The following is a 26,924-nucleotide window of genomic DNA, read 5'->3' on the forward strand; positions in this document are numbered from 1 at the left end:
TGTCGACTAACTTACACCACTGAAGCACAAAGGGCCGAGTAATGCTCGCGCGCGCGGAAGGCGCACTCTTCGAGCACCGATTGCGGCACGTTCGCGAGCCGCAGCTCCGTCGGGCTGCCGATCCAATGACTCGTCTCGCCAGGCAGATCGACGCCGAAGCGGGCCACCACGCCGCACGCGAGATTGAGCACACACGCGCCGACGTTCGGCTCCGGCCGGCCAAACGGATCGAAATGGTGCCGTACCGCGTCGACGATCTGGGCCGGGAAACGCCAGTGTTCGAGCAGCATCGCGGTGACCTCCGCCGCCGTGACCCCGAAGGTGATTTGCTCCCATTCCGCGACGAGCGGCCACTCCGCCTCGCCGGGATAAACTTGGTTTCCCGCAACACCATTGATGATCACGCGACCCAGCGTGCGCAGCAATCCGGAGGTGTAGGCCAAGCCCGGATCCGCTCCGCCGGGTGAGGCCAACACTTCGGCCGCCGCGGCTGTGGCCACGGCATTTTCCCAGAGCCGGCTGGCCTTGAGCCGATAGCAGGGGAGATCGGATTGACAGGTCTGATGCGTCGCCGCCAAACCCACCAGACGGTAAATTTCCCGAAAGCCCACGCGCCCCACCGCGTCTTCAAGCGTATCGTTCGGTTCGCGAATCCCAAAGATGACGCTGTTGCTCATCCGGATCACGTGGAACGACAGCGCGGGATCCAGCCGGATCAGCTGCACGATCTCGTCGGTTCCGGTCATCGGGTCCTCGAGCAGGGTCTGCAATCGCCCAAATGCGGCTGCAGCCGGCGCAAGCTTACTCCCGAGGCTAACGATGGTCGCGCGATCCAGGGACATGTGGTGGAAGAATGTCCCTTTCTCGACACGTCAGCGGCACGGACTTAGGTAAATTTTCGGCTAAGGGTCCCGTTTCAGGCGACGACATCCGCCGGCGACCAAGCGGTACACATGTGCTGAGGTTCCAAGATCTTCCGCCGGCCTGTCGTTTGGGTGGCGAAGGCGAAACCTCGTTCACTGGCATCAACGTTATTCGGCGCTGCGCGGGCGGTTTTCCGCCGCGTCAGATTCGGTTTGCCCCAGCCGCGGAGTCACGCGCTGGAAGTCGCTCCAGAAATACTCGATGCGATCCCCGAGCTTCGTCACGACTGCCTGCGCAGTGCCGCTCGGCTTCGCCTCGGCGGGAGTCTGCGGTGGCGGCGGCTCCATCTGCACGTCAAGGTCGATGTCGAGAATACGCGCGAGCCCGAGCGCCACCCGAAAGGGCTCGCTGATCCGCGCCTGGACTTGCGCGAGCGCTGGCGCCGGGCCGGTTTTGTCGATCGTGACGATCAGCTCGACCTTGTTGATCGGGAACAGCCATTCGACGCTGCTGCGCAGCGGCAGTTCGTAGCGGACGATCTCCGGCGTCTCCTCCAACACCTTCGCCGCCTCGAAATCAAAGTTTTGCGCGATGGTCGGCCGGTCGCGGCGGGCCTTCTTGTTCTTGCGCTTGTTCCACTGCCCCCACTCCTCTGCCGTCGGCGGCCGGCCGTTGATCGAGATCAACTGCCAGCGGTCGGCATAGCCGCGCGAGGGGTCGTAGCGTTCCAGCCGTTCCTGCTTCAGCTCCTTGCCGTCGTATTCCCGCACGAACTGGGTGAACGCCCAACGGTCGCGCTCGCCGAGCCATTCTTCCGCCACGCGTCGCAGCAGGGTCATTTCCCGCACGTCGCGCGCGGCGTGGACCGCCGGCGCGGCGACGAGCAAAAGCAGCAGGGCAAGGCGAATCATTCCTGCACCGACTGGCGCGCCCGGGGCCGGTTCCGCCCGCTCCCAGCCGGCGAAAAACAAACGGCGCGTGGCTCACCGCCACGCGCCGGAGAATTTCTGAGAACCGCATCGGGCCGGCATCACGGCCGACCCGCGACGTCATTTACAGCCGCGAGATCAGGAGCTCGCGCTCATAGATCAGCTCGGACGGCAGGTGGTCGTGCAGGGAGAGGAACAGCTCCTCATGACCCAGCACTTCCTGCTTCCACGCGGCGTGATCGACGGCTTGGAGAGCATCGAACTGCTCCTTCGAGAAGTTCAGCCCGGTCCAGTCGAGATCCTCGTAGCGAGGCTGCCAGCCGATCGGGGTTTCCTTGCCGAGCGCACGACCGCGGGCGCGCGCCACGATCCATTGCAGCACGCGCATATTGTCGCTGTAGCCCGGCCAGATGAACTTGCCGTTGGCGTCCTTACGGAACCAGTTCACGTGGAACACGCGGGGCGTCTGCGTCAGGTTGCGCTGCATCTTCAGCCAGTGGCGGAAGTAGTCCCCCATGTGATAGCCGCAGAACGGCAGCATCGCGAACGGATCGCGGCGAACCTTACCGACCGTGCCGGCCGCAGCCGCCGTCATCTCGGAGCCCATCGTGGCGCCCAGGTAGACACCGCCGCTCCAGTTGAACGACTGGAAGATCAACGGCAGTGTCGTCGGGCGACGGCCACCGAAGATGAAGGCGCTGATCGGCACGCCGGCGGGATTTTCCCAATCCGGATCGATCGTCGGGCACTGCGAGGCCGGCGCGGTAAAGCGGGAGTTCGGATGCGCGGCCTTGGCGCCGGTCTGCTTCGCGATCTCCGGCGTCCACTTGTTGCCCTGCCAGTCGATGCACTCGGCCGGCGGCTGGTCCGTCATGCCTTCCCACCAAACGCCGCCGTCCGCGGTAAGGGCGACGTTCGTGAAGATGGTGTTCTTCGCGAGCGACTTCATCGCGTTCGGGTTGGTCTTGTCGGACGTGCCCGGGGCGACGCCGAAGAAACCGGCTTCCGGATTGATCGCGCGCAGCTGGCCGTTCGCGTCGGGTTTGATCCACGCGATGTCGTCACCGACCGTCCAGATCTTCCAGCCCTTCTTCTCGAAGCTGGGCGGCGGAATCAGCATGGCGAAGTTCGTCTTGCCGCAGGCGCTCGGGAACGCCGCCGCCACGTAGGTCTTCTCGCCTTTGGGATCCTCGACGCCGAGGATCAGCATGTGCTCGGCCATCCAGCCCTCGTCGCGCGCCATGTTCGACGCGATGCGGAGCGCGAAGCACTTCTTGCCGAGCAGCGCATTGCCGCCGTAACCAGAGCCGTAGCTCCAGATTTCCCGCGTCTCGGGGAAATGCACGATGTACTTCTCCTTGTTGCAGGGCCAGGTGACGTCCTTCTGACCGGGGGCCAGCGGCATGCCGACCGTGTGCATGCAGGGGACGACGCGCTTCTCGTCCTTGTCGATCTCCTTGAGCACCGGCAGGCCGATGCGGGCCATGATCCGCATGTTCACCACGACGTAAGGCGAATCGGTGATTTCCACGCCGATCTGCGAGATCGGCGAGCCGATCGGGCCCATGCTGTAGGGGATCACATACATCGTGCGACCCGCCATGCAGCCCGTGAACAGCTCCTTGAGCTTTTTGCGCATGGCGAAGGGCTCGACCCAGTTGTTGGTCGGTCCGGCGCCGTCCTTCGACAGCGAGCAGATGAACGTCCGCTCCTCGACCCGCGCCACGTCACCCACGTCGGAACGCGCGTAGAAGCACCCGGGCCAGAGTTTTTCGTTCAACTTGATGAACGTGCCGTGGGCCACCATCTGCGCGCAGAGGGCGTCGTTCTCCTCTTGGGAACCATCGACCCAGTGAATCGCGGCCGGCTTCGTCAGCTCGGCCATTTTCTCGACCCACTTGACGAGGTTGGGGTTCGTGCTCAGGGGCACTGCAGGATTGCGTTTACTCATAGTGATATAAAAGGGTGCAGAGGCTGAGCCTCCACCCTACCGGCAAACCTAGTCCGGTGACTGCGTATTAACTGGAATTCTGTATGCAGAATTTGGGACCGGCAGGTCGCCCCGACATCAAAATATGCGGGAATCCTCCGGCGTCTAGATCTCCTCCCGCGCGTCAGCGCATCGGCTCGATATGCACCGAAACATCGCTCACCTGCAAGGGTGAAGCCAGCAGCGCATCCTTCACCGCATGGGCAATCTCATGTCCCTGGCGCACGGTAAGGGTCTCGTCCACGACGACGTGGATATCGATAAGATGGCTCAGTCCGCTGCGCCGGACCCGGCATTTGTCCAAACCGCGCACGCCGGGCACGCCGAGCGCCACCGTGCGCACCTCGTGCTCGAGCGACTCGGGCGCCGCGGTGTCCATCACATCCCGCAGCGCTTTGCCGGCCATGGCTACGCCGTTCGCCGCGATGAGCACGCACGCGAACAGCGCCGCCCAGTCATCCGCCGTTTCCCAGCCTTTGCCGGCCAACAGCGCGATGCTGATTCCGACAAACGCCGCCGCGGAGGTGACCGCGTCGGACCAGTGATGCGCGGCTTCGACGCCGAGCGCGGTGCTGCCCACGCGATCGCCGGCCGCCTCCATGCGCCGTGAAATCCATAGTTTCAATCCAATCACGCCCGCCAGCACCAGGAGCGTCCACCACGCGGGGGATTTGTGCGGCGTCATGATCTCGTGGATCGCCTCGCGGCCGATCCAGCCGGCCATCGCGAAAACGAACACCGCCACAGCGAGCCCGGCGAGCGGCTCCGCCTTGCCGTGACCATAGGGATGATTCGCATCGGGCGGTCGCGACGCGACCTGGAAACCGGCCCACACCAGCAGCGAGGAAAGAATGTCCAGCATCGACTCGGCCGCGTCGGCGATGAGCGCATAGGTGTTGCCGAACACGCCGCCGGCGAATTTCACCGCCGCCAGCCCGGCGTTGATCGCAACGCCGCGCATCACGAGCCGCGCGCTGTCCCGGGCGCGTTGCCGCGTGGCCGCGTGGTGCTGGGGCAGCTCTGGATTCACCGCGCCAGCCTAGTGCGGGTTGCGGGCGCGTATGAAGGCTTTTCTCACGAGGCCGGCGCCCCGCGCGCGACTTGGCCTGTCCCGCAGCCCGCAATTGACCCGCGGCGCGGCGACCGCCAGCGTGAGCCATCATGGCTGTGCCGAGCACCTCCGTGGGCCGCGACCCGGTCCGACAGTTTTCCATCTTCTCCGAAAATCGCGTCGGCCAGCTGCACGACCTCACGAGCCTGTTCAAGCAGCACAACGTTCACATCATGGCGATCACGGTGCTCGACACCACCGACAGCGCGATCGTCCGCGTCATCGTTGACGATCCCGACAAGGCGCGCGAGCTGATGGTGAACAATGATTTTCCCTACACCGAATGCGAGGTGCTCGCCGTGGAGCTAGGGGACGAATCGCAGCTGCGACCCGTACTCGCCGCGATTTATCAGGCCGAAATCAACGTCCACTACGTCTACAGTTTCATCAAACGGCCGCAGGGGGGATCGGCGCTCGTCATCAGCATCGAGGACATCGACGTCGCGACGCAGGCCTTGAACCAATGCGGGTTCAAGGTGCTCACGCAGCGCGATATTTCCCGCTGAGCGCGGCAGCGCGGTCGCGCTAGAAAAAGAAAAAGTACGCGCTCGCGCGTTCCTGCGGCGTGAGCTGCACCTCGGCGCCCGTCTGCGGATCGATGAACATCCGGCCTCGTTCGGTCAGCGCCTGCACGATCGCGTGGGCCCCCTGCCCGTTGCCGCGAATGTACCAGAACGGCGCCAGCGCGAGAGCCTTCGCCGGCGTGCGCGACTGGTAGCTCTCCCGGTAAAAACGCGCCTGCGCGAGACTCGTGTACAACTCGGCGAAGCGATTGCAGTCGAACCGATCATCCCAGCGCACGATGCCGAGCCGGAAGAGTTCCGCCCGGAAATCCTGATAATAACGAAACAGCCACTGGCTGTTCACCTCGGCATACGTCTCGTCGCCGAAGAACAACGTGGCGGTGCGCCGCTGCACCTCCTGCTTCGTCAGCACCCGGCCCGTCGCCGAGGGCATCGCCGCCGACTTCGCCGACAGCGCATCACGCCCCGCAGGCGACGCACACCCCGCGGACAGTGCGAGCACGAGCGCTCCCGCCGCGATGAACATGACGGCGCGAACAGCCACAGGAGAACGCAGCAGGCGACGCACTCGGGTCCCGCGCGGCGGTGCGCACGCACAGCCGCGAAGCTGACGGGCAGGATCCGCGCTTGGGCGCACCACCTGACGCGTCGCGCCAGCGGGGCGCGAACGGCATCACGGGTGGGTCGCACCTGCGCGGCCCTGGCCCCCGGACTATTCCCAATAGCCTTCGTAGAACCGATACGCTCCGCCCTCCGGCACCCAGCGCGGCGGAATCCACGCGGCCCCGGAATGCGGCGGAACGGCCCAGTGGCCGGCGACCCATTCGTAGCGGTTGTTCCGCCACGTCCAATAGCCGCCCACCCAGACGTGATCGGAACTCGGACGCGCGCTCACGACTTCCTGTTGGGGCGTAGGCGGAGCTTGGGTGACAACGATGGTGTTCTGGCCGGCCGGGGTCGCGACCGGCGTGGTGACCACCGTGGCGGCCGTTCCCGTGGTCGTGGCCACGGGAGTGCCGGGCGGAGGAGCGGAAACGACATGCGATTCCGGCTCGGTCGCGCAGCCGCCCAGCCAAGCCGCCGCACCGGACAAGGCCAGAACCGCCGCAAACCGCGCTCGCGCGCGCGTCGCTGCCGGATGAGAGTTTGAGGTTTTCATAGCTCGCGTCGCTGACCGGCGAACCGCCATGCGGTTCTTTGGTCGCAGCCCAGCGATTTCCGCGCGGTGCCGCATCCGGCGGTTTCCTGCGGCGCTGCTGCGCAGTTGCCGGATGCAAAACGAAACGCCCGCCGGAATGACGGGCGTTGCGGAAGAAAACGCGGACGATGCCGCGCGCACTCAGCGCGTATGCGCGCCTTTTTCCAGCCGGCCGCGCAACGCGAACAGGATCGCGAAGGCGACGATCAGCACGAGCGGGAAGGTCACCATGTTCGCGAGCGTCGACTGTCCGGCAGCGAGCTCGATCGCGGAGGGATCCGTCAACGTCTTCGCCGCCTCGGCGCGATTGCTGTCGATCCAGTTTCCGATGATCGGATTCCAGATCGACACCGCGAACATGCCCGCGCCGCCCATCAGCGACATGCCCAGTGCACCGGTCTTCGGAATGTATTCGCTCACGAAGCCGATCATGCACGGCCAGAAATAACAGACGCCCAGCGCGAACACGATCACCGCCACGTACACCATGCCGCCGGTCACCGTGCTCAACAGATAAATTCCGATCGCCGCGAGGATCGAAGAGACGAACAGCACGCCGACGGTGTGCAGCTTGTGCACCATCGGGCCGGCGAACTGCCGACCGATCGCCATCAGACCGGTGCCCAGCGCGAGCACGATCATCGGGTGCGCTCCCGTCTCGCTGAGGATGCGGCCGACCCACTGTTGGGTGCCGAGCTCGGTCGTCGCCGTCAGCGTCATGCACAGGATCATGAACAGATAGAGCGGCGTGAAGAGGCTCTTGATGTTCGTGCCCGTCGAGGTCTCGATGTTCGCCGACTTCGGGAATTCCGTCGTGAACACCAGATAGCCGTAGATCGCCGTCGGGATCAGCATGACCGCGATCTGCAGCTGCCATCCGAGTTGCGCCGAGGTCATCGCCTGCGACACGAGCGCTCCGATCACGATGCCGCCCGGGAACCAGGTATGGAACCGGCTCAACATGGTCGTCTGGTTACGCGGATACATGTCGGCAATCAGCGGATTGCAGGCGGCTTCGACTGAACCGTTGGCGAAGCCGATGAAGAACGTGGAGATGATCAGGCCCCAGAACCCGCCCGCCATGATCGTGAGCACCAGGCCCGCGATGTGTCCGACGAGCGCGATGAACAGCAGCACGCGCGCGCCGAGGTAATTGTAGAGGAGTCCGCCCACCATCATCGCGACGGGAAAACCGAGAAACGCCATCGAGTTCACCCAACCGAGCTGGGTGTCGGTCAGGCCGAAGTTCTTGCTCAATTCGGTGAGCACGCCCGCGCGGATCGCGAAGGTCATCGCGGTCACGATCAGGGCGAGGCAGCTGGCGAGAAACAGCCTGGAGGCGTTGTCTTTACTCATAGAGATATCCGAGCACGAGGGGTTTGGGGTCGTGGGGCACGACGCTGGGGAACCGGAATAGGTTCAGCAAATTTGATTTTCGGCTGGGGGGAAGCGCAAACTCGACGGCGCATCGGCGGCGCCCGGACCCGCAGAAGCGGTTCCCGCCCAAACCCCCTGGCCACGATGCACGCGCGGCGCAGCCAATCCGATCGCCTATGCCACGCGTCCCACAGGGCCTATACGTCCCATGGGACCTATAGGCCCGGCACCTCGACGCGTTTTCCTCCGGCCGCCGCCGAAGCATAAATCGCCTCGATCACGGCGATGTCGCGCCGACCCATCTCGCCGCCGACCGGCGTCTCGCGGTTTTCGAGAACGCACCGCGCGAAATCCTCCAGCTGCGCCGCCTGCTGATTGATGTTGCGGACGTCCATCGCTCCGCGACTCGTGCGGCCTTCGAGCCCGCCATAGGTGTACGCCGGCCCGATCTCGAGCCAGTTGCGCCCGTCGGCGTTCTCCGCCCGGAAATCATTGCGTTGATCGTTGTAGCTCGACCAGCCCTCCGCCGTCGCTCCGCCGGGAAATTCCATCGTCCACGTGATCGTTTCCTCGACCTCGGTGAACACTTCCGGCCGTGTTTTCGGATGTTCTTTCGCGGTCACGGCCACCGGCCACACGCCACCGGCCCCCCGACGCGCCGCCTGAATGACGTAGATCCCGACGTCCGGCAACGGCCCGCCGCCGGCCAGTTGTTTGTTCAACCGCCACGGCCGCCCACCCGGCATCCGAAAGCCAAACCCGCCTTGCATTTTTCTGAAGGGCCCGAACTGCGGATCGGCCGCGAGCCGATCCAGCATCTGATGGTGCGGCTCGTAATGCAGCCGGTAACCGATCCCCAGCTGCTTCCCCGCCTCGCGGCAGGCCGCGATCATCGCGTCGCAGTCGGCCACATTCGTCGCCATCGGTTTTTCGCAGATCACGTGCTTGCCCGCCTTCGCCGCGCGCACCACCAGATCGCGGTGCGTGCCCGGCGGTGTGACCACATACACGATGTCGATCTCGGGATTGTCCGCGACGCGATCCAGCGTCTCGTAACTGTAAACACTCCCGGCCGGCAGATCGTATTTCCGTCGCCACTGCTCGCCCTTCGACGCCGTGCCCGTGATGACGCCGGCGATCCGCAAGTGCTCCGTCTCCGCGATGGCGGGGGCGAGTTGATGCGTGGCGTAGCCGCCCAAGCCGGCGAAAGCGATGCCCAGCTTTTTGCCGGACGTCGCGGACGTGGCGGCCCGCAGTGAACGCGGCAGCGACAAGGCCGCCGCGGTGGCGATGGAAAGCTGGCCGATGAAACGGCGCCGGGTGAGCGGGGTGAAAGTCTTCATGAACGTGCTTCTCCTCTGCCGATGTTGACCGACGTAATCAGATCGTTGCGCTTGGCGAACAACCCGCCGGGAAAGTTACCCGGACGGCGCGTCATATCTCGCAGCCGGCTTATCCCGCCACGCCGGCCTCCGCCGGAACTGCCGCCAGCGCGTCGTCCAACCCACCGGGCCTCGCGGCACCCCGTTCGGATCCTGTCGCATCGATCGCATCACCCCCGAGCGCGGCGACCTCGTCAGCCATCCGCCGCGCCGCCGCCAGCATCGCGCCCGTGATTTCCGGCGTTTGACCGGCCAGCTGCGCGAGCCGGCTGCCGATGCCGCCGAGCTCGGCGAGTTGGAGCTTGGTCGATTCCACACGGCTGCGAAGATCGCCAAACATCACCGCGAACGAGTCGTCGTCGCGCAACCGGGTCGCCTCAACCATCCCGGTCACCTGCGCGACCTGCAGCGTGAGCACGCTCCGGCGCAGATCCTCGGCGGCTCCTTCCAAGGCCCCCAGCCGTTGTCCCAAGCCGCCCAGCGCCTCGCCCCCGCGCGCCGCCGTGTCGCTGAAGGCCAGCTGCAGGTCGGCAATCATCCCGCGCCGCCCGGCTTCTTCCCCCGCCCCACGAGTCACCGCCAGCTCGGCGCAAAAACTCAACACCATCTCGATTTGCAGCCGGGCCGCGGCCAGGCTGAAGATCACCACGCGCAACCGGTCGGTCACCGCGCCGATCTGCTCGACGAGTCCGCCAACCTGCCGGGATGTCCCCGTCGAAATCGCGCCGAGATGCTCCGAGATCACGCTGAGGCTGCGTCCCTCCTCACCCAGCCGCGCCGCGCGCAGCGCCGCGTTGAAGGCGATGAACCGAAAGTCCGCCGTCTGCTCCAACACCTGCCCGGCCTGCGTGCTGATCTGTTCGTTCAGCTGGACGAAATCGTCGAGTTGGGCGTAAAGCGCGTTGATCTGTTCATAGGCCCGACAACCATGCTCGTGGATCGCGGCCAGCCGGCCCCGCCCCTCGCCGGCTTCGATCGCCTCGGGAAACAACCGAAGCCCCTGCGCGGCCAGCGCGGCATCGCGCGATTTCATCTCGTCGTGCAGCAGCGTGCGCATGAACGTCTCGTAGCTGTCAAAACCGCGCTCGCGCAGCACGCGCTGCAAAATCGCGGCCGCGGCATCCATGCCGGCGTCGCGGCTGGCGCCGCGCTCCTCATGCTCCCGCTCGCACCCGCACATCTGCGCATACAGCGCTTCCACCGCCGGCAGCCACGCGCTCGAGGGCTTGAACCGGATCGACAAAAATCCGCCGCGGATCGGCGTGAGGTACGCGACCACCCAATAGTGCCGCCCGTCCGACGCGAGATTCTTGATCAGCGCGACCGCCGGGCGAGCGCTTTGCAGATGTTCCCAAACAATCCGAAAAGCTGCGCGCGGCATGTGCGGGTGCCGGATCAGGTTGTGCGCCCGGCCGATCATCTTGGCCCGGTCGTAACCGCTAACGCGCACGAAGACCTCGTTGCCGGAGAGGATCCGGCCGGCAGGATCGGTCGTCGAAAAGAACATCTCGTCGATCCGGAACGCGCGGGCTGCATCAAGCGGGGTCGGTCTGGTCATGCGTGGGCCATCCCTCTTCGACTTTCGCCCGTGAAGCTTTACGGATGCGGTCCAACCATTAGGGCCGGTGCTCGCCGAGGCTAAAAATGCGGCGCCTCCCGCCGCCGGGCATCTCGCCCCGGATCAGGAAAGTCCGCAGGTCACTACCCCGGCTTCGTTTCGGCGTTCGGCCCCGCGATCGACGGCGTCGGCAGGCCGGCGAGCGGAATCACCAGCGCGAAATAGCCGCCCTCGCCGGGCCGGTGTTCGCACCACACGCGGCCGTTCATGGCGGTCGCCAGCTGCCGCACGATCGACAGCCCCAGTCCGGTCGATTTCTCGCCGCCGGTGGGCCGCGCCGTGCCGCGGGCGTATTTCACAAAAATCCGTTCCGTCTCGTGCGGCGCCACGCCCGGGCCCTGATCGCGCACCTCGAGTCGCACCGCGCCGTTTCGCTGCTCCATCGCCAGCGTCACCGTCCTTTCGCGCGGGGAATACTTCAGCGCGTTCGAAAGCAAATTATCCAGGATTTGGCGCAGGGCCGTCGCATCCGCCTGCACGGGCGGCATCGTCGCGGGCACCGCGTTCGTATCGAGGCGGATGGCCTTGTGGTCGGCCATCGGCAGGATTGAAGCTACCGCGGCCCGCAGCATCGCCGCCGGTTCGATCGGCTCGCACACGAACTCCCGCCGTCCATGCTCCAGCGCGTCGGCATCGAGCAGGTTGCCTAGAAGCGTCGTCATCCGGTGCACCTGCTCGTCGACCATCCGCAACGCTTCTCCCTGCGGCACCGCGTTCATCCGCAGACTGGCGTCCATCACGAGTTGAATGCCGGTCAACGGCCCACGCAGGTCGTGCGCCGCCATCTGCAGCAGCTCCGTCTTCTCCTCGTTCAACCGCATCAGCGCGTCCCCCGTTTCCTCGAGCTGATGCTGCAACCGGATGCGCGCCTGCAGTTCGCGCGCCAGCCGCCGGTTGTGATAGACCACCGCGCCGATCACCGTGCCGAAGACCAGCAGGATCCCAAGCGCCGTCTTCCACACGATGTCCCAGCGGATCACCTTCGCATAATCCACCCGGATCCACGGATGCACGATCGCCTGCCGCTCGGCCTCGGAGAGCCGGCGGATCGCCCGGTCGAGCAGGCTGCGGAGGATCGGCGCGTCAAGGCGCACCGCGTAGCGCAAGTCGAAGCTTTCCGGCAGTACGCCCGCGATCTTCAGGTTGGTCAGCCCATGCGTCTTCGCCACAAAGCTGACGTTGGGCAGGTTGCTGACAAATGCATCCGCCTCACCGTCGGCCACGCGATTCATCGCCTGCTCCACGGTATCGACCAGGTCCACCACGAGATCGGGATAGCGCCGCTGCATCTCCGAGGTCGGGGCATAACCGCGCACGCCCACCAGTTTCCGGCCGCCCAGATCCAGCACCGACCAGAGCAGCGGCTCGTCCGTACGCGTGACGATCACAACGGGGAATCGGAAATATGGCTCGGTAAAGATGAAGTCCTTCTCCCGCTCCGGCGTGCTCGCCGTTCCCGCCAGCACGTCAAACTCGCCGCGCTGCGCCGCCGCGTAGACCTCCTCCCAACTGCCGCGCGTCGAACACTCAAACGTGATCCCCAGTTGCCGGCCGAGCCGCTTCAGCAAATCGACGTCGATGCCGACGCAGTTGCCACGCGCGTCGACCGAACTGAACGGCGGCCAACTCGGATCGAGTCCGACCCTCACCACCGGATGGGCCGCAATCCACTCCACCTCCGCGGCGGTGAACGTCAGCGACGCCAGAGCCGGCTGGTCCATGCTAAGCAAAGCCGACGGGGCGATGAGCAACGTCCCCAGCAGGCACCTCCACGACAGCGAGCGTAGCCGCGTCACAGTGGCCGCGAGTCTGCAGCCCCGACCGGTTGGCGCAAGGTTAGACCAGCGCCAACTTGATCGTACAGGATCGCTTATACGTCCGGCTCGGTCGACGGTGCCGCGGGTTTGCGTGAGCGGGGGCGCCGGGGGCGCTTGGCTTCCGTCCCGCCTTCGGGGGCGGCGGCGTCCGAGAACTTCGAGGCTTTCGCGTTCACCCAGAGTTCGCCCTTGGCGTTGCGGTTGAACCAGAAAATCTCGCCCGCGTGTTCGACGAACACCGGTTTCTCGCGCGGTTTCTCCGGCACCTTCAGCCCGGCGCCGACCAGTGCCGCGGTCAAATCCTCCGGCGTCCGGCCCAACTCGCTGGCGACGCGATCGACCTTGCCGGCAAGCGAACCTGTGCGCGTTTCCTTCAACAACAGTCGCACGGCCGGAAACACCTTGCCGGCATCCACCTCGGCCGGTCCCGCCGGCGCAGTCAATCCGGTGGCCGAACCCGTCGCGGCCGGAGCAGGCTCGAGTGGCAGCGGGGCCGTGGTTTCAGCCGCGGTCGGCGCCACCTCTGGCGCAGGAGCCGTCGCGGGCGGTGCCGCTTCGCCGACGGACGCAGGCGGGGTCTTCTCGTTGGCCCGTTTCTCACGGCCGTTGATCCACACGCCGCCGCGCGAATCCTGGTTGAGCCACCAGATTTCGTTGCCGATCTCGACGTTCTTCGGTGGCTCGCCGGTCGCCGGCAACACCAGCCCGAGCTTGGCAAAACCCGCCATCAGATCCGCCTCACTGCACCTCAACCGCCGGGCCAGGAAACTGGTGCTGCCCGAACCGCCGGGCCCGCGGCGATTCCGCCGCATCAGCGGGCGGATCCCTTCAAGCAATGCGGGACCTTCCGGCAGCGGTTCGCTGGGCGCATCCGGGGTCGCCGCGGGGGCCGCGACGCCTGCCTCCGCCTTTTCGCCCGCGGGCGCCGGCATTTCCGGCTGAGCTTCCCCGGAGTCGGTCCGCCGGACGGTTTCGGTCTTCGCCGGCCTTTCCTCGCGTCGATTCCCGCGCTCTTCGCCGCGGCGGCCACGACCCTCGGATTTCTGCGGCTGCTCATCGGCCGTCTTGACCTCCTCGGCCGCTTCCGGCGCGAGCTTGGTCGCCTGCACGACTCGGAACACCGGCCGGGGTTTTTCGCGCGTGTTGATCCAAACTTCGCCGCGGCGATTGATGTTCACCCAGTAAAGATCCCCATCGTATTCGACGTAGACGGGCTTCGCGTTTTCGTCCGCCGGAATCTGCAGCCCGCATTCGACCAGCGCGTTCTTGATGTCGCTCTCGTCGAGCCCCCATTTTTTCGCCAGGTAATCGGTGCCGACCGACATGCCTGGCCCGCGCTGGTTGCGGCGCATATGCGGCTTCAGCGCATCGAAAAACGACGGCAGCTCGTCCTCGGCCTCGAGCGCGTCCCACTCGGATTTCTCGGCCGCGTCCTCCTCCGCCGCCTCCGGATCGCTGTCGCGTGAGGTGTCGATCGGTTTCCGGAAACCATCCTCCGGCGCGATGGTTTCCTCGAGGAAGCTCGGCGTCTTCTCCTCGCCCGCCGCGCCGTTGGCCGTCGCGGCCTGGAACTTCGCCGAAAACTCCGCGCGGAGTTTTTCCGCTTCGGCTTTCGCTGCGGCCGCGGCCGCATCTTCGAGCGTCCAGTCCCGCTGCGTCGGTCGCCGGGCGAGCCCGGTGAAAGCGAGGGGGTTTTCGGGCGCCGAACGAAAATCGATGATCTCCCACTCCTCGCGTCCGAGGTCGTTGAGAAATTTTTCCAGCAGCGCTGGCGTGGCGAATCCACCCTTGCCGCTGGTGATGACCTTGTATTCCCAAAGTGCCATAAGTTGTAGACGAGGCACACGCATCCCAAATGCGCCGCCCAATGCCGAGCCTAATCTGAACGGGCCCGGATACCCCACCGACCCGCGCCGGCGGGGTTGGCTCCCCGTCACCACACCCGACCGCCCGCCTATCCGGCTTTTCTCTTTGCGCAATCTGTGCCTTGTTCCGGAGCATTCGCCATGCGCCGGCTCGACCAGCTCCTCGCCAACCTCGGCTATTGCAGTCGTCGTGAAGCGCGCAGCTGGATCGAAGCAGGCCGGGTGACTATTGGTGGCGAAGCGGCCAACGATTCCGGACAGAAAGCCGCGGCGGCCGACGTGCGGATCGACGGCGAGCCACTCGACCATCCGGACGGCCTGCTCCTGCTGTTGCACAAACCCCTTGGGCTCGTCTGCTCGCATGACGAGCGCGAAGGCCCAAACATCTACTCGCTGCTGCCGGAGCGCTGGCGCCGGCGCAACCCGGCGGTCACGAGCGTCGGTCGGCTCGACAAGGAAACCAGCGGGCTGCTGCTGTTGACCGATCAGTCGTTGCTCGTGCACCGGCTCACCTCGCCGAAACACAAGGTGCCGAAAGTCTATCGCGCGTCCGTCGACCGCGATCTTTCTCCGGATCTGGTTCCGCTGTTCGCGAGCGGCACGCTGCAGCTCGAGGGCGAGGCGCATCCCTGCGCGCCCGCCGAGTTGCGGCTGCTCGGACCGCGCGAGGCGGAACTCACGCTCACCGAGGGCCGCTACCATCAGGTTCGTCGGATGCTCGCCGCCTGCGGCCTCACTGTGCTCACGCTGCATCGCGCGCGGTTCGGGCACCTCGCCCTCGACGATCTCGCGCCCGGCGCCTGGCGTGAACTGCCGCTCGACGAATTTGCCGCGCGGTTTGGTCTCGCACGATAGCATGGCTCGAGGTGGAGCGACTTGCCCTCAAGGCGCTTTCCTGTCGCCACACGACTTCGCCGTGCGGACCGCATCGTAATCGACGCAGCTACCAACCCGCGCGTTGAAAGCACCGCGCTCCGCCTCCTCACGCCATTCTGCGAAATGATCGAACCGTGCCCGCGAATATCCTTTCGCCGCAGCGCGTTTTCGCATCAGTAGCGGACCTGCATGTACGAATTCCCGCTCACCGGCGCCCAACGCACGTTCCTTCGCGGACTCGGCCAGCGGCTCGAGCCTGCATTGAAAGTTGGCAAGGGCGGGCTCACGCCGGCGTTTTACTCCGAGCTCCAGAAGCAGCTGCGCGCACACGAACTGGTGAAGCTGCGCTTCCTCGGCGTGGAACGCGACGAACGCGCCAGCCTCTGCGACGAGATCGCGGATCAGGGTCGCTGTGTGTGCGTGGGCTCGGTCGGACACACGGCGTTGTTCTACCGCCAGAATCCCGAGCCCGCCGAGCGCAGCATCGCGCTGCCGTAGCCACTTTCCACGCAGTCGGCGCGTTTTTCGAGCTTACAGCGGTTCGCCGCTTGCGCTTCCGGTGTCCGGACGGCGCACTCGCTTCATGCCCCCGCTGCCCTCTCTGGCCGAAATCGAATCCGCCGCGGCGCTCGTTCGCCCCGTGGTGCCTTCGACGCCGCAATACAGCTGGCCGCTGTTGAATGCTCGCGCCGGCTGCGAGGTTTGGGTGAAGCACGAAAACCACGCCCCGCTCGGCGCGTTCAAGGTTCGGGGCGGGCTCGTCTACTTCGACCGGCTGCGGCAGCGCGAGCCGGCGCTGTGCGGCGTGATCGCCGCGACGCGCGGCAACCACGGGCAGTCGGTCGCGTTCGCCGCCGGCCGCTACGGGTTCTCTGCCACCATCGTCGTGCCGCGCGGCAACAATCCGGAGAAAAACAGCGCCATGCGCGCACTCGGCGCGGAGCTGGTCGAACACGGCGAAGATTTCCAGGCAGCGCTCGAACACGCCCGGCGGCTCGCCGCCGGGCGCGAGTTGCACTTGGTGCCGTCATTTCACCGCGATCTCGTCTGCGGGGTCGCCGTGTCCGCCCTCGACTTTCTTCGGCAGGCGCCGCCACTCGATGCCGTCTACGTGCCGATCGGGCTCGGCTCCGGCATCTGTGCGATGATCGCCGCGCGCGACGCACTCGGGTGGACCACGCCGATCATCGGTGTCGCCGCCGATCGCGCGCCGGCCGTCGCGCTGTCCTTTGCGGCCGGGCAGATCGTCACGCATCCGTCGACCACCCTCCTCGCGGATGGGCTCGCCTGCTCCACGCCCAACGCCGAGGCCTTCCCGCATATACTGCGCGGCGTCGCGGGGGTGGTGCGAGTGACCGAGGAGGAAATCGCCGCCGCCCTCCGCGCAGCGTTTTCGGATACGCACAACGCGATCGAGGGTGCCGCCGCCGCGGCGCTCGCGGCCCTGCTGCAGGAAAAGGATCGGCGCGCCGGCAAACGCGTCGGTGTGGTGTTCACCGGCGGCAACATCGACAGCGCGCTGCTGGCGCAGGTACTTGCCGCCGCCTGAACTGTGTCGGCGGCTCCCTACTGCCGGATTGACGTGGCACGCGTTCCGCGCTGTCGTCGTCGCGTTCGCCTCGCAAGAGGTTTCCTTCCACGCCATCCATCGCCCTCTATGACCGAGATTGTCTTTCCCTCGCTCCCGCTGGCTGGCCTGCGCGCGTCGCTCTGACGCGTTCGTTCGATTGTTCGAAAACGCAGCCGCCATCGGGGCGGCTTTTTTGTTTCGCGCGCGGCCGCGGGCCGCTGGCGCGTGCCCTGGTTCTCCTGTTCTGCGTTTTCGTCACTCGTTCACTCTCATGACACTCTCCTCTCTCGGCTGGGACGACTTTTTTGCCGGCGCCTTCCAGCCTTTTGCCTCCGAAAATTTCCTGCCCGCACGCGTCGCCCTCGAGCACAAACATGCCTGCGTGCTGCTGTCGGCACGCGGCGAAATCACCGCCACGTGCACCGGCCGGCTGCTACATGAAACCGCCACCCGCGCGGCACTCCCCGCCGTCGGCGATTGGGTCGCCGTCCGACTCCGCCCCGAATCGCTGGCCAGCGGTGCGGGCGTCGCGCTCGTCGGCGACATTCACGCCGTGCTGCCGCGTCGCACCGCCTTCACCCGGCGCGCCGTGGGCGACGCCGACGCGGAACAGGTGCTCGCGACCAACGTGGATACGGTGTTCCTGGTCACCGGACTTGATCGCGACTTCAACCTGCGCCGGATCGAGCGCTACCTCGCCGTGGCGCGCGCCAGCGAAGCCCAACCTGTCGTCGTGCTCAACAAGTCCGACCTGCATCCCGACGCGCGCGGCGCCGAAGCAGAGGTGCGGCGCATCACCCGCACGGCGCCGGTCGTGACGTTGAGCGCGGCGCGCGGCGATGGCATCGCCGCGCTCGCACCGTGGCTTGTGCCCGGCGCGACGGTCGCGCTGCTCGGTTCCTCCGGCGCCGGCAAATCCACGTTGATCAACCGGCTGCTCGGCAAGCAACGCCAGGACACCGGCCCGCTCAGTCACGCCATGAACAAGGGCCGGCATACGACGACGCATCGCGAACTGCTCGCGCTGCCGGGCGGGGCGCTGGTGATCGACACCCCCGGACTGCGCGAACTCCAGCTCTGGGGCGTCGACGAGTCTGCAGTCGCCGAAACGTTCCCTGAAGTCGCCGCGCTCGCGGCCGAATGCCGGTTCCCAGACTGCACGCACCAGCGCGAGCCCGGCTGTGCGGTGCGCGCTGCGCTGGACGACGGCACGCTCGATCCGACGCGCTGGGCCAGTTACGAAAAGCTGCAACGCGAGCAGGCCTACGCCGCGCGGCGCGTCGATCCCGTGCTCGCCCGCGCCGAACGGGATCGTTGGAAGAAGATCTACCAGGGACAGCGCGCCCGTGAGCGGATCGAAGGACGCTGGGAGTAGCCGCGACAAGACGGTTTCGGCACGCGGGGTCGTTCACGCGTGCCCAAACCTCCCGGCGGGCGCCCTGACACTCACGCCACGTCGTTGACGTTTGCAGGGATGCACGTTCGCTTGGAGCGCATGTTCACGATCATCGGCGGAGACGGCAAGGAATACGGTCCGGCAACGGCGGCGCAGGTGCGCTCGTGGATCGCAGCGGGACGTGCCAATCTGCAGACGAAAGCAAAGGCGCTGGGCACCGATGAGTGGCGCGCGCTCGGCGATTTTCCCGAGTTTGCCGCGCCCGCTGTTCCACCGCCGATGGGTGGCGTCGCCGAAACGACCATGGTGTCCCCTTCCGGCGCCGCCCTCGCGGGCCGCGGCGCACGACTCGGCGCACGCGTGATCGATTGGATCATCGAGCTGATCTGCACTGTGCCCGGCCTGCTGATGATCGGCCCGGACTTCATGCGAATCGTAACGGCCGCGATGCAGGGGCACGAACCCGATGCGAGTGAACTCAACCTCACGCGACTCGGCATGGGCGGCTTGCTGCTGGCCGGAGGCTGGCTCCTGCAACTCGTCGTGCAGGTGTGGCTGCTCAGTGTGCGCGGCCAATCGATCGGCAAACTGCTGCTGCGGATACGCGTGGTGCGCCTCGACGACACCAAGGCCGGGTTCGTGCACGCCTGGCTCATGCGCGAGGCGCTGGTGACCTTGATCGGTGTGGTGGCGGGCCTGCTGCCGTTCGTCGGACCGATTCTGCTCCGGCCGGGATTCCATCTCACCGACTGGTGCTTTATTTTTCGCGACGATCAGCGCTGCGTCCACGATCTGATCGCCGGCACCAAAGTGGTGCAGGCCTGATGGCAGGCAACGACGGTCACGGCCGTTTTCGCACCCACGCGTCGACCGAGTATCGGCCCGGCCCGAACGCGAACACGAGCAGCGCCGCGAACAGAAACAGGAACGGCGCCGCACCCGTGAACGCGTCGGGATCGGTCGCGATCGACTGCAGCGCTTGCCGATCCGCCGTCACGTAGGCCACCAGCATTACGAAAATCAGCGCCGGTGACGCCACGCGGGAAAATAGTCCCACTAACAGCAGCAAGCCGCCCAGGCACTCGGTCCCGCCCGCCGCCAGCGCGTTGAGCTTGGGCATCGGCAGGTTCAGGCTCGCGAAATACTCGGTTGTTCGTTCGAGGTGCGTGAGTTTGCCCCAGCCAGTGCGGGTGAACGACCAGCCCCACCATCCCCGGACGACGAGCAGCAGCGGCGATTGCAGCGCTGCGCCGATCCGGGCGAGTGCGGCTTCGATTGCGGTGCAGGCGGCGACGAATTTCATGGCAAAACGAAGAAAGGAGGGGACGAGCGCAGTGGCGGAGTGGGTGTGAGGGAACTAGTCTTGGAGGCGCCGGGTGGTTCGGCGGCAGAACCATCCCAGCTCGGTCCAAAGCGCGAACCACCCGCGGATCTGCTCCGCAGTTGTCCCCGATCCGGCTTCCGCGACGGCGCGAGCGAGCGGCTGGCCGTCACGCAAGGCGGTCAGGATTCGGAATGCCGCCGGCTCGAGCCGCTTGTAGTAAAGCTGGTGATTCACCCGATGCACTGCGACCAACACCGGCTCGCGCCGCAGTCGCGGCAAGGTGGCGGCGGGAGTTTTCCGGACGCCGGTCATCTGCGCATGGCTCGCTGCATTTCGCCAGGCCTCGCGCTGCTTGACGCGGATCACGTAGTCGTCGACCGGGTGTTGGAGCGCCAACAATGCAAGGTAAGGCTGCAAGCCGAGCCGCAGCCGCGCGGCCGACACCGCCGCCAACGCGGATGCGTTCAGCACCGGGAGCGATTCCGCATCGAACGCGACCGTCTGCGCCCATTCGAACCTAGCCATGTCCACTGCCGCGGCCGTGCGCGGCGCGGTCCAACCGGGCTCCGCACGAATGAACGCCGCGAGTCGCGAGCAGAGGTTGCGCAGCGTGAAAGAGCGGGACGGACACTCCGCGAGGTAGGCGCGCGCCAGTCGGTGGAAGCGCCGCCGGCCCAACAACGCGCACAGGCCGGGATTGTCGTCTTCGAAGCAATCGAGCAACCGATACCAATACATCCGGTGATAAATCTGCAGGCGCTCGAGCGACGTCAGCCGGTCGTTCGGCTTGATGAATTCCCCGGCAAACTCGGCCATGGGACGGCCGTCGATCGCCTGCGCTGGCACCCGGTCACCCACCGCGAGCGGCCGCACCAGCGCGTCTTTCAGCGCGCGCTGGAACGCGCGCAGTCGGGCTGGCGAGTCCGCCCGCGCCGCCGCCGCCAGACCCTGGCCGCGGAATCGCCGATGCGGCGCCGATGACGCTTTCATCTCGCGGTCTGGCCGTGCGGCCGACGGCCGATGGCGTCCGTTGCGGCGCGGGCTCCGTCAATAAACTCGTTCGCCTTGAGCGCCTCGGCATGCACTTCGTCGAAGGACGGGATCTTGTCGTCCCATTCGAGCAAGGTGGCCGTCACCCCGCACCGTCGGGTCGCGTGGGCGTAGAGCCGCCAGACCGGGTCGAGGACGGGATGGTCGTGCGTATCGAGCGTATATTTTTCGAAATTCGTGTGCCCGGCGACGTGCATCTGCCCCACCCGCTGGTGCGGCACGTTGTCCACGTAATCGTAGGGATTGAAACCGTGGTTCAGCGACGAGACATAGATATTGTTTACATCGAGCAGAATTCCACAGTCCGCGCGTTCCACGACCTCGCTGAGGAATTCCCATTCGGTCATCTCGCTCGCGTGAAACTCCGCGTAGCTGCTCACGTTCTCGACGCAGATCGGCACCTCCAGAAAATCGCGCACGTGGCGGATTTTTTCGGCGGTGCGCTTGGCCGCCGCGAAGGTGTAGGGCATCGGCAGCAGGTCGTGCGTGTAGGTGCCGTCAACGCTGCCCCAGCAGAGATGATCGGACAGCCACGGGGTCTTCGTCCGCCGCACCAGCGCTTTCAAGCGCTTCAGGTGCTCGCGGTCCGGCTTGTCGGCCGAACCGAAATACAGGGAGACGCCGTGCTGGACCACTCGATACTGCTCGAGGATCTGGTCGAGCACAGCCAGGGGGCGCCCGCCGCCCACCATAAAATTTTCGGAGATGATCTCGAACCAGTCGACGACGGGCTTCCTCTCCAGGATGTGTTGGTAGTGCGGCACGCGAAGTCCGATCCCGATCCCGTAGTCGGTGTGGGCGTTGAAGGCGTTGGCAGGCATGACGAGCGACGTGGTTGGGTTGAGGTGGATCGAGTGAGTCGAGGCGAAGCGCCAAGCGCAGCCGCAACGACCCAGGGAAAACGGCTCGCAGGCGCCGCCACATCGGGCTGCGCCTGCGTCCCGATCCGTTTACGAAGCCATCTTCTTCTTTTCGTTGGCGTCCTCCTTCGAGGCGCAACCACCTTTGCCCTTGCAGGAATTCTTGCCCTTGCAGCCGTTGTCCCCGGCGGCACAACCGCCCTGGCCTTTGCAGGCATTCTTGCCTTTGCAGTCGTGTTTGCCCTTGGCGTCGTCTTTGGCAATCGGCGTGCCGGCGGCGCCGTCATTCGCGAGGGCACGGGTGGTCAGCGAACCGGCATAGAGCCCGGAAAGCGCCGCGGCGGTGATGAGCAATCGAGTGGATCTGGTCATGGATGAACTGTGTTTGGGTTGGCGGCCCACTGGCGCAGGCAACGTGCCCGTGCGTATCGGCCGGATGCCATCAGAGGGAACCCCGCCGGCTTTATTCCGCGGCGGCCACCGCAGCCGTGTCATCAAGGGGGCTCCTGTCACCACGGGCCGTCTCCCACGCCCGGATGCGATCGCGATACGCCGACTGCTACACGATTCGGTCCGTCATCGGCGCTCCGCTCTGGAACGCCGCGAGGTTTTTGAGGAAGTGTTCGACCAGCGCCTCGTCCTGATCGTGTCGGCCGCCGGCGGTGTGCGGCGTGATGAAACAATTCGGCGCCGTCCAGAGCGGATGCTCGGGCGGCAGCGGCTCGGGATCCGTCACGTCGAGATACGCCGCGCCGAGCCGGCCGGACTGCAAAGCCTCGAGCAACGCGTTCTGATCGACCGTCGTGCCACGACCCACGTTGTAGAAGCGCGCCCCGCGCTTGCAACACGCGAGCCGCCGCGCGTTCACGAAGCCACGCGTCGCGTCGTTCTCCGGTAAAATATTCACCACGTGATCCGCCTCGGCAAGTGCGCTGCTGATCGCCTCGGCGGGGATCACGCGCACGTTGCGCTCACTCCGCGTCTGCCGCCGGAGCGCCAGCACCGTGACGCGAAACGGCGCCAGCAGTTCCGCGAGCCTCCGTCCGATCGCACCGAAGCCGAGCAGCAGCACGGTCTGCCCGGTCAGCAGCCGGGAGTCGTAGCGCCGCTCCGTGTAATGCCAGGAATGATCCGCGAGCTGGTCCCGCAGCGACTGCGGCAGCTGGCGGCCAAGGGAGAGCATCATCGCCAGCACGTGTTGCGCGCAGGAGTCCGCGAAGACTCCCGACGAGTTCGTCAGGACGGTGCCACGCGCGCGCAGCGCTTCCTTGAACTCGTCCGTGTCATAGCGCGTGTAGCCTGCGGTCGAGAGCTCGATCCAGCGCAGCCGGTCGTGGCGCAGGCAGTCGTCGACGGCTGGCTGTCCAAACGCGATGTCCGCTTCGCCGATCGTTGGGTCCGGCCGACCGGCGACCAGCACCGAGGCGTTCGCGTTCGCAGAGACGATCAGCCGGTGCGGTTGCACCGCCTCACGCAGCCGCTGCGCGGCCGGCTCCGCAAACTTCGTATTGCACCAGATCGTCAGGCTCATCGCGTCACCGACCGTGCGGGACGCCTAGCGGTTGGCAACCGTCACCAGCTGGATGACCTGAGTTTCGTTGACGTTGCTGGTCGTGATCGGATGCGCCGACGTGGTCATGTAACGGAGCTTGCCGCCGACCGCCACGCGCGCCTCGACGTTTACACCGCGCCGCAACACGGCGTCTTCCGCCTGAAACTCCACGCGCACCATGACCGGCATCCGCGGGGGATTCGCCACCGTCTCTTCGGCGAGCACCTCGCCGCGGCCGTTGGCCGCCGACACGTCCACCACGCGCACGGTCACCTCCGTGTCCGGCGGCAGCTCTGCCTGCGTGTTATTGGTCACGGCGCAGTTGAGCACGCGATCCGCGGAAGCGGGCGGCGTCATGTCGACGTGGCCGCAACCGGCACTCAACGTGAGCAGGGCAAAAAGCAATCCGGCGAGGGGCAACACTTTCATTGCAGCTGGAAAAACGCGCCCAAGGTAGTGTTCTTCAGCCAGCTGTCACCATCCAATCACGCTGGCGCGCGGGTCGTGACGCTCCGGGCCGGCGCGGCTGCTGTGCATTTTTTCCTCCGCCGACTTTCCACCGCGGGCCGCATGTCGGCCAAAATCTGCGCAGCGAAAATGATGGAACGCGCGGCGGGCCGCGCCACGGCGCGGTAAGGTGGCTGCATGGCTACTGTTACCGATCGCAACCCTGAAAACGTTCCCGGCCGCTACTATGTGGATTCCAGCTGCATCGACTGCGATCAGTGCCGCGTGCTCGCGCCCGAGATCTTCGTCCGCAACGCCGACACCGGTCTGACCTACGTGCAGAAACAGCCGGTGACCGACGAGGAAATCAACCTCGTGGAAGAGGCGCGCACCACCTGCGCGACCGAATCCATCGGCAACGACGGCGAGTGATGCTTCGCCGGGCAGCCGCAGCGACCACGACTCGATGCTTCACGACCTGATCATCGGCATGGCCGGATCGGGCGGAGATGGAATTGTCTCCGCCGGCGAATCCTTGATGTCCGCCGCCGCCCGGGACGGGTATTACGGCATTCTGACTAAGAGTTTCGGCTCGCAGATTCGCGGCGGGGAATCCTCCTGCCGGTTCCGCGTCGCGACCACGCCCGTGCTTAATCCCTGTGGCGCGCTCACCGTGGCGGTCGCCCTGAACTGGGAAGACTTTCTCCGGTTCGGCAGCGAGCTGCCGGTGGATGCCGACACGGTCGTCATCTACGAGCAGAAAACCGGTGTCGAGCCGGCGGCGATTCCGCTGAGCGTCCGGCCGGCGATCGTCCTGCCGGCGCCGATCGAGGAGCTGGCGAAGAAAAGCGCGGGCACACTGCAGGCGAAAAACAATGTCGTGCTCGGACTGCTCGCCGGCTGGTTCGGACTCGGCCGGGAGTCGATCCTCGCCGGCATCCGCAAGAAATTTGGCAAGAAAGGCGCCGAGGTTCTGGCCGGCAACGAGCGCGCCTTCGCGGCCGGGCTCGCCTACGCGGACGAGCGGCCGATTGATCCGGCCAAGCGCCTGGCCCCGCCGACCTCGAGCGGCGGCCAACGCCGGGTCACTGACGGCAACGAGGTCTGCGCCGAGGCGGCGCTATTCGCCGGCTGCAAGTTTTTCGGCGGTTATCCGATCACGCCCGCAACGGAGATCATGCAGCATCTCCAACGCGATATCTGGAAACATGGCGGCTCGCTGCTGCAGGCGGAAGATGAGATCGCCGGAGTCGCCGCCGCGATCGGCGCTTCATTTGCCGGCGTGAAGGCGATGACCGCGACGTCCGGTCCGGGTTTTTCGCTCAAGGCCGAAGCGCTCGGGCTCGCCAGCGGCGTCGAGCTGCCGCTCGTCTGCGTCAACGTGCAGCGCGGCGGACCGTCGACCGGGCTGCCGACGAAATCCGAGCAGGCAGATCTGTTCGCCGCGGCGTTCTCCGCCCACGGCGACTCGGTCCGACCGATCCTCGCGCCGATCAGCGTCGAGGACACGTTCGGCGTCACCGTCGAAGCGTTCAACATTGCCGAGGAATTTCAGACTCCTGTCATCGTGCTCTCCGATCAGGAGATCGCCCAGCGCAAGGACATCATCAATCCGGTCGACACCCGGCCGTTCAAGCTCGTGGAGCGGCTGAAGCCCACCGCGCAGGAGTTGGAAGACTACACGCGCTTCCGATTCACCGAATCGGGGATCAGCCCGATCAGCCATCCCGGCATGAAGGGCGGCAGTTATCTCGCGGCCGGCATCGAACACAACGAAGCCGGGGCACCGACCAGTAGCGGCGCCATGCACGGCCGGATGAACGACAAGCGGCTGCACAAGATGAACCCGCTGAAGCAGCGCCGCGATCTGTTCGTGCTCGAGGGCGACGCCACGCGCCCGTCGGACTGATCAGTTGGGGGAGCGTAGCGGGCGTCGCGCTCGAAGCGGTGCGGCTGGCGCGCGCCGAAGGCTTGGCGGTCAAGCTGCTCGTGCCGAAACTGCTCTATCCGATCGCCGAACGCATCTACGCCGATTTCTTCGCCTCGCTGCGGCAGTGCGCCGTCGTCGAACAGTCGCACCAGGGGCAATTGCACAAGATCATCCGGATGTGGGTCGATGTGCCCGCCGGCTTCGCCTCGCTCGCGAAGAGCGGCGCCAACCCGTTCACGCCGGACGAGGTTCTGGACACCCTCCGCGCAATGACCGCCGCCGCGTCCGCGTCGGCTGGGAAAGGAGCCGCCAAATGAGCGCCACCGACACCCCCTGCGCCTGTCCCGCGGGCGAAGTGCCGCTGACGGCGAAAGATTTTCGCAGCGACCTGAAGCCGATCTGGTGCCCGGGCTGCGGCGACTACGGCGTGGTTACCGCACTCTACCGTGCGCTCGCCAGCATTGGCCGGCCGCCACACGAGATTGCGTTCATTTCGGGCATCGGCTGCTCCAGTCGGATTCCCGGCTACACGACGGCCTACGGTTTCAACACCGTCCACGGCCGCGCGCTTCCCGTCGCCCAAGGCATCAAGATGGCCAAGCCCGACCTGCTGGTCCTCGTGGCGGGCGGCGATGGCGACGGTTTCTCGATCGGTGGCGGTCATGTGGCGCACGCGATCCGGCGCAATCTCGATCTGACCTACATCGTGATGGACAACCATATCTACGGCCTGACCAAGGGCCAGTTGTCCCCCACGACCCCGCGCGGCGCCGTCACGCCCAGCAGTTCGCACGGCAGCATGGAGGATCCGGTGAACCCGCTGCTCTACGTGCTGGCTTACGGCGCCGGCTTCGTCGCCCAGGGGGTGCCGGCAGACATGGACGGACTGACGAAGGTCATCGAGGAAGCGATCCGTTATCCCGGTTTCTCGTTCGTGAACGTCCAGTCGCCGTGCGTGACCTTCGGCGATCCGGAAGATCAGGCGAAGGTGCAGAAAACGAAGATGCGCAAGCTGGCCGCCGAGGGACATGATCCGTCAAACCGGCTGCGCGCGATGGAGCTTGCCCAGGAATACGGCACCTCCCTCTACACCGGCGTTTTCTATCGGAATCCCAATCCGCCGCCGAGCTACGACAGTCTGATCCGCGAGCGACAGAAGACGTTGCAGGCCTAGGAGGTCCAGCGGATGGTCCAAGACGCCTGCGCGGTTAGCAGGCGCCGCCACCGGCATCCCCAGCGCACGA

At 66.1% G+C, this 26,924-nt stretch carries 27 protein-coding genes; 10 read left to right on the forward strand and 17 right to left on the reverse strand.

The features are described from left to right. Positions 1-11: 11 nt before the first annotated feature. From OTER_RS03620 to OTER_RS03635, 4 genes are all read right to left on the reverse strand, one after another. Positions 12-842, reverse strand: a complete 831-nt coding sequence (locus OTER_RS03620; protein WP_012373543.1) for an HDOD domain-containing protein — start codon at positions 840-842, stop codon at positions 12-14. 189 nt (positions 843-1,031) lie between these two features. Beyond that, positions 1,032-1,775 (reverse strand): hypothetical protein, encoded by a 744-nt coding sequence (locus OTER_RS03625; protein ID WP_012373544.1) that lies wholly within the window; start codon positions 1,773-1,775, stop codon positions 1,032-1,034. Positions 1,776-1,917: 142 nt separating this feature from the next. Beyond that, positions 1,918-3,744: a phosphoenolpyruvate carboxykinase (GTP) gene (locus OTER_RS03630; RefSeq protein WP_012373545.1), complete on the reverse strand. Its 1,827-nt coding sequence runs from the start codon at positions 3,742-3,744 to the stop codon at positions 1,918-1,920. 163 nt (positions 3,745-3,907) lie between these two features. After that, positions 3,908-4,813: a cation diffusion facilitator family transporter gene (locus OTER_RS03635; RefSeq protein WP_202796019.1), complete on the reverse strand. Its 906-nt coding sequence runs from the start codon at positions 4,811-4,813 to the stop codon at positions 3,908-3,910. A 131-nt stretch (positions 4,814-4,944) separates the two neighbouring features. Here OTER_RS03635 and OTER_RS03640 point away from each other — a divergent pair, with 131 nt between their 5' ends. Beyond that, positions 4,945-5,400 carry an acetolactate synthase gene (locus OTER_RS03640; protein WP_012373547.1) on the forward strand — a complete coding sequence of 152 codons (456 nt, stop codon included), beginning with the start codon at positions 4,945-4,947 and terminating at the stop codon, positions 5,398-5,400. Positions 5,401-5,419: 19 nt separating this feature from the next. Here the strand turns inward: OTER_RS03640 and OTER_RS03645 are convergent, their stop codons facing one another. From OTER_RS03645 to OTER_RS03675, 7 genes are all read right to left on the reverse strand, one after another. After that, positions 5,420-5,962, reverse strand: a complete 543-nt coding sequence (locus tag OTER_RS03645) for a hypothetical protein (protein ID WP_148217994.1) — start codon at positions 5,960-5,962, stop codon at positions 5,420-5,422. Positions 5,963-6,130: 168 nt separating this feature from the next. Further along, positions 6,131-6,577 carry a YXWGXW repeat-containing protein gene (locus OTER_RS03650; RefSeq protein ID WP_012373549.1) on the reverse strand — a complete coding sequence of 149 codons (447 nt, stop codon included), beginning with the start codon at positions 6,575-6,577 and terminating at the stop codon, positions 6,131-6,133. Between the two features lie 180 nt (positions 6,578-6,757). Continuing rightward, on the reverse strand, positions 6,758-7,972 hold the full coding sequence (locus tag OTER_RS03655; protein WP_012373550.1) for an MFS transporter: 1,215 nt from the start codon (positions 7,970-7,972) through the stop codon (positions 6,758-6,760). Positions 7,973-8,208: 236 nt separating this feature from the next. Further along, a complete protein-coding gene (locus OTER_RS03660) occupies positions 8,209-9,336 on the reverse strand; it encodes a Gfo/Idh/MocA family protein (protein WP_012373551.1) in 1,128 nt (375 codons plus the stop codon). A gap of 109 nt (positions 9,337-9,445) precedes the next feature. After that, the gene (locus OTER_RS23615; RefSeq protein WP_012373552.1) at positions 9,446-10,933 is read right to left on the reverse strand and encodes a PAS domain S-box protein; all 1,488 of its coding nucleotides are present in this window, start codon (positions 10,931-10,933) and stop codon (positions 9,446-9,448) included. 143 nt (positions 10,934-11,076) lie between these two features. Beyond that, entirely contained in the window at positions 11,077-12,714 is a 1,638-nt protein-coding gene (locus OTER_RS03670) for an ATP-binding protein (RefSeq protein WP_044891544.1), read from the reverse strand. A 149-nt stretch (positions 12,715-12,863) separates the two neighbouring features. Then, positions 12,864-14,789, reverse strand: coding sequence for a hypothetical protein (locus tag OTER_RS03675; RefSeq protein WP_148217995.1), 1,926 nt, complete (start codon positions 14,787-14,789; stop codon positions 12,864-12,866). Between the two features lie 27 nt (positions 14,790-14,816). On the opposite strand from OTER_RS03675, the gene OTER_RS03680 reads away from it, so the two are divergent. The 5 genes from OTER_RS03680 (at position 14,817) to OTER_RS03700 (ending at position 19,342) form a co-directional block, all read left to right on the forward strand. Next, positions 14,817-15,530 carry a pseudouridine synthase gene (locus tag OTER_RS03680; protein ID WP_012373555.1) on the forward strand — a complete coding sequence of 238 codons (714 nt, stop codon included), beginning with the start codon at positions 14,817-14,819 and terminating at the stop codon, positions 15,528-15,530. 210 nt (positions 15,531-15,740) lie between these two features. Further along, complete coding sequence (locus OTER_RS03685) at positions 15,741-16,049, forward strand: YhbY family RNA-binding protein (RefSeq protein WP_012373556.1); 309 nt, start codon at positions 15,741-15,743, stop codon at positions 16,047-16,049. Positions 16,050-16,134: 85 nt separating this feature from the next. After that, complete coding sequence (locus OTER_RS03690; RefSeq protein WP_012373557.1) at positions 16,135-17,100, forward strand: threonine dehydratase; 966 nt, start codon at positions 16,135-16,137, stop codon at positions 17,098-17,100. Positions 17,101-17,392: 292 nt separating this feature from the next. After that, entirely contained in the window at positions 17,393-18,496 is a 1,104-nt protein-coding gene (rsgA, locus tag OTER_RS03695; protein WP_012373558.1) for a ribosome small subunit-dependent GTPase A, read from the forward strand. Between the two features lie 99 nt (positions 18,497-18,595). Then, positions 18,596-19,342, forward strand: coding sequence for an RDD family protein (locus tag OTER_RS03700; protein WP_012373559.1), 747 nt, complete (start codon positions 18,596-18,598; stop codon positions 19,340-19,342). 16 nt (positions 19,343-19,358) lie between these two features. On the opposite strand, the gene OTER_RS03705 is transcribed toward OTER_RS03700, so the two are convergent. The 6 genes from OTER_RS03705 to OTER_RS03730 form a co-directional block, all read right to left on the reverse strand. After that, a complete protein-coding gene (locus OTER_RS03705; protein WP_012373560.1) occupies positions 19,359-19,820 on the reverse strand; it encodes a DoxX family protein in 462 nt (153 codons plus the stop codon). Positions 19,821-19,874: 54 nt separating this feature from the next. Continuing rightward, complete coding sequence (locus tag OTER_RS23620) at positions 19,875-20,831, reverse strand: HvfC/BufC N-terminal domain-containing protein (RefSeq protein ID WP_012373561.1); 957 nt, start codon at positions 20,829-20,831, stop codon at positions 19,875-19,877. Next, a complete protein-coding gene (bufB, locus tag OTER_RS03715; RefSeq protein ID WP_012373562.1) occupies positions 20,828-21,712 on the reverse strand; it encodes an MNIO family bufferin maturase in 885 nt (294 codons plus the stop codon). Before bufB ends, OTER_RS23620 begins: the two co-directional genes overlap by 4 nt. 129 nt (positions 21,713-21,841) lie before the next feature. After that, positions 21,842-22,123 (reverse strand): hypothetical protein, encoded by a 282-nt coding sequence (locus tag OTER_RS03720; RefSeq protein WP_012373563.1) that lies wholly within the window; start codon positions 22,121-22,123, stop codon positions 21,842-21,844. 187 nt (positions 22,124-22,310) lie between these two features. After that, positions 22,311-23,282: a D-2-hydroxyacid dehydrogenase gene (locus OTER_RS03725; protein WP_012373564.1), complete on the reverse strand. Its 972-nt coding sequence runs from the start codon at positions 23,280-23,282 to the stop codon at positions 22,311-22,313. Positions 23,283-23,306: 24 nt separating this feature from the next. Beyond that, positions 23,307-23,732, reverse strand: coding sequence for a YbaY family lipoprotein (locus OTER_RS03730; protein ID WP_012373565.1), 426 nt, complete (start codon positions 23,730-23,732; stop codon positions 23,307-23,309). A 216-nt stretch (positions 23,733-23,948) separates the two neighbouring features. Here OTER_RS03730 and OTER_RS03740 point away from each other — a divergent pair, with 216 nt between their 5' ends. The 4 genes from OTER_RS03740 to OTER_RS03755 are packed head-to-tail and all read left to right on the forward strand — an operon-like array spanning position 23,949 to position 26,854. Further along, complete coding sequence (locus OTER_RS03740) at positions 23,949-24,182, forward strand: ferredoxin (RefSeq protein WP_012373566.1); 234 nt, start codon at positions 23,949-23,951, stop codon at positions 24,180-24,182. A gap of 34 nt (positions 24,183-24,216) precedes the next feature. Then, positions 24,217-25,659 carry a 2-oxoacid:acceptor oxidoreductase family protein gene (locus OTER_RS03745; RefSeq protein WP_012373567.1) on the forward strand — a complete coding sequence of 481 codons (1,443 nt, stop codon included), beginning with the start codon at positions 24,217-24,219 and terminating at the stop codon, positions 25,657-25,659. Between the two features lie 38 nt (positions 25,660-25,697). Further along, the gene (locus OTER_RS03750) at positions 25,698-25,997 is read left to right on the forward strand and encodes a hypothetical protein (RefSeq protein ID WP_012373568.1); all 300 of its coding nucleotides are present in this window, start codon (positions 25,698-25,700) and stop codon (positions 25,995-25,997) included. Next, positions 25,994-26,854 carry a 2-oxoacid:ferredoxin oxidoreductase subunit beta gene (locus OTER_RS03755; RefSeq protein WP_012373569.1) on the forward strand — a complete coding sequence of 287 codons (861 nt, stop codon included), beginning with the start codon at positions 25,994-25,996 and terminating at the stop codon, positions 26,852-26,854. The genes OTER_RS03750 and OTER_RS03755 overlap by 4 nt, the downstream gene beginning before the upstream one ends. Positions 26,855-26,924: the final 70 nt, after the last annotated feature.

Origin of the sequence: Opitutus terrae PB90-1 (genome assembly GCF_000019965.1) — a bacterium.
In the GTDB taxonomy this organism is placed as follows: domain Bacteria; phylum Verrucomicrobiota; class Verrucomicrobiia; order Opitutales; family Opitutaceae; genus Opitutus; species Opitutus terrae.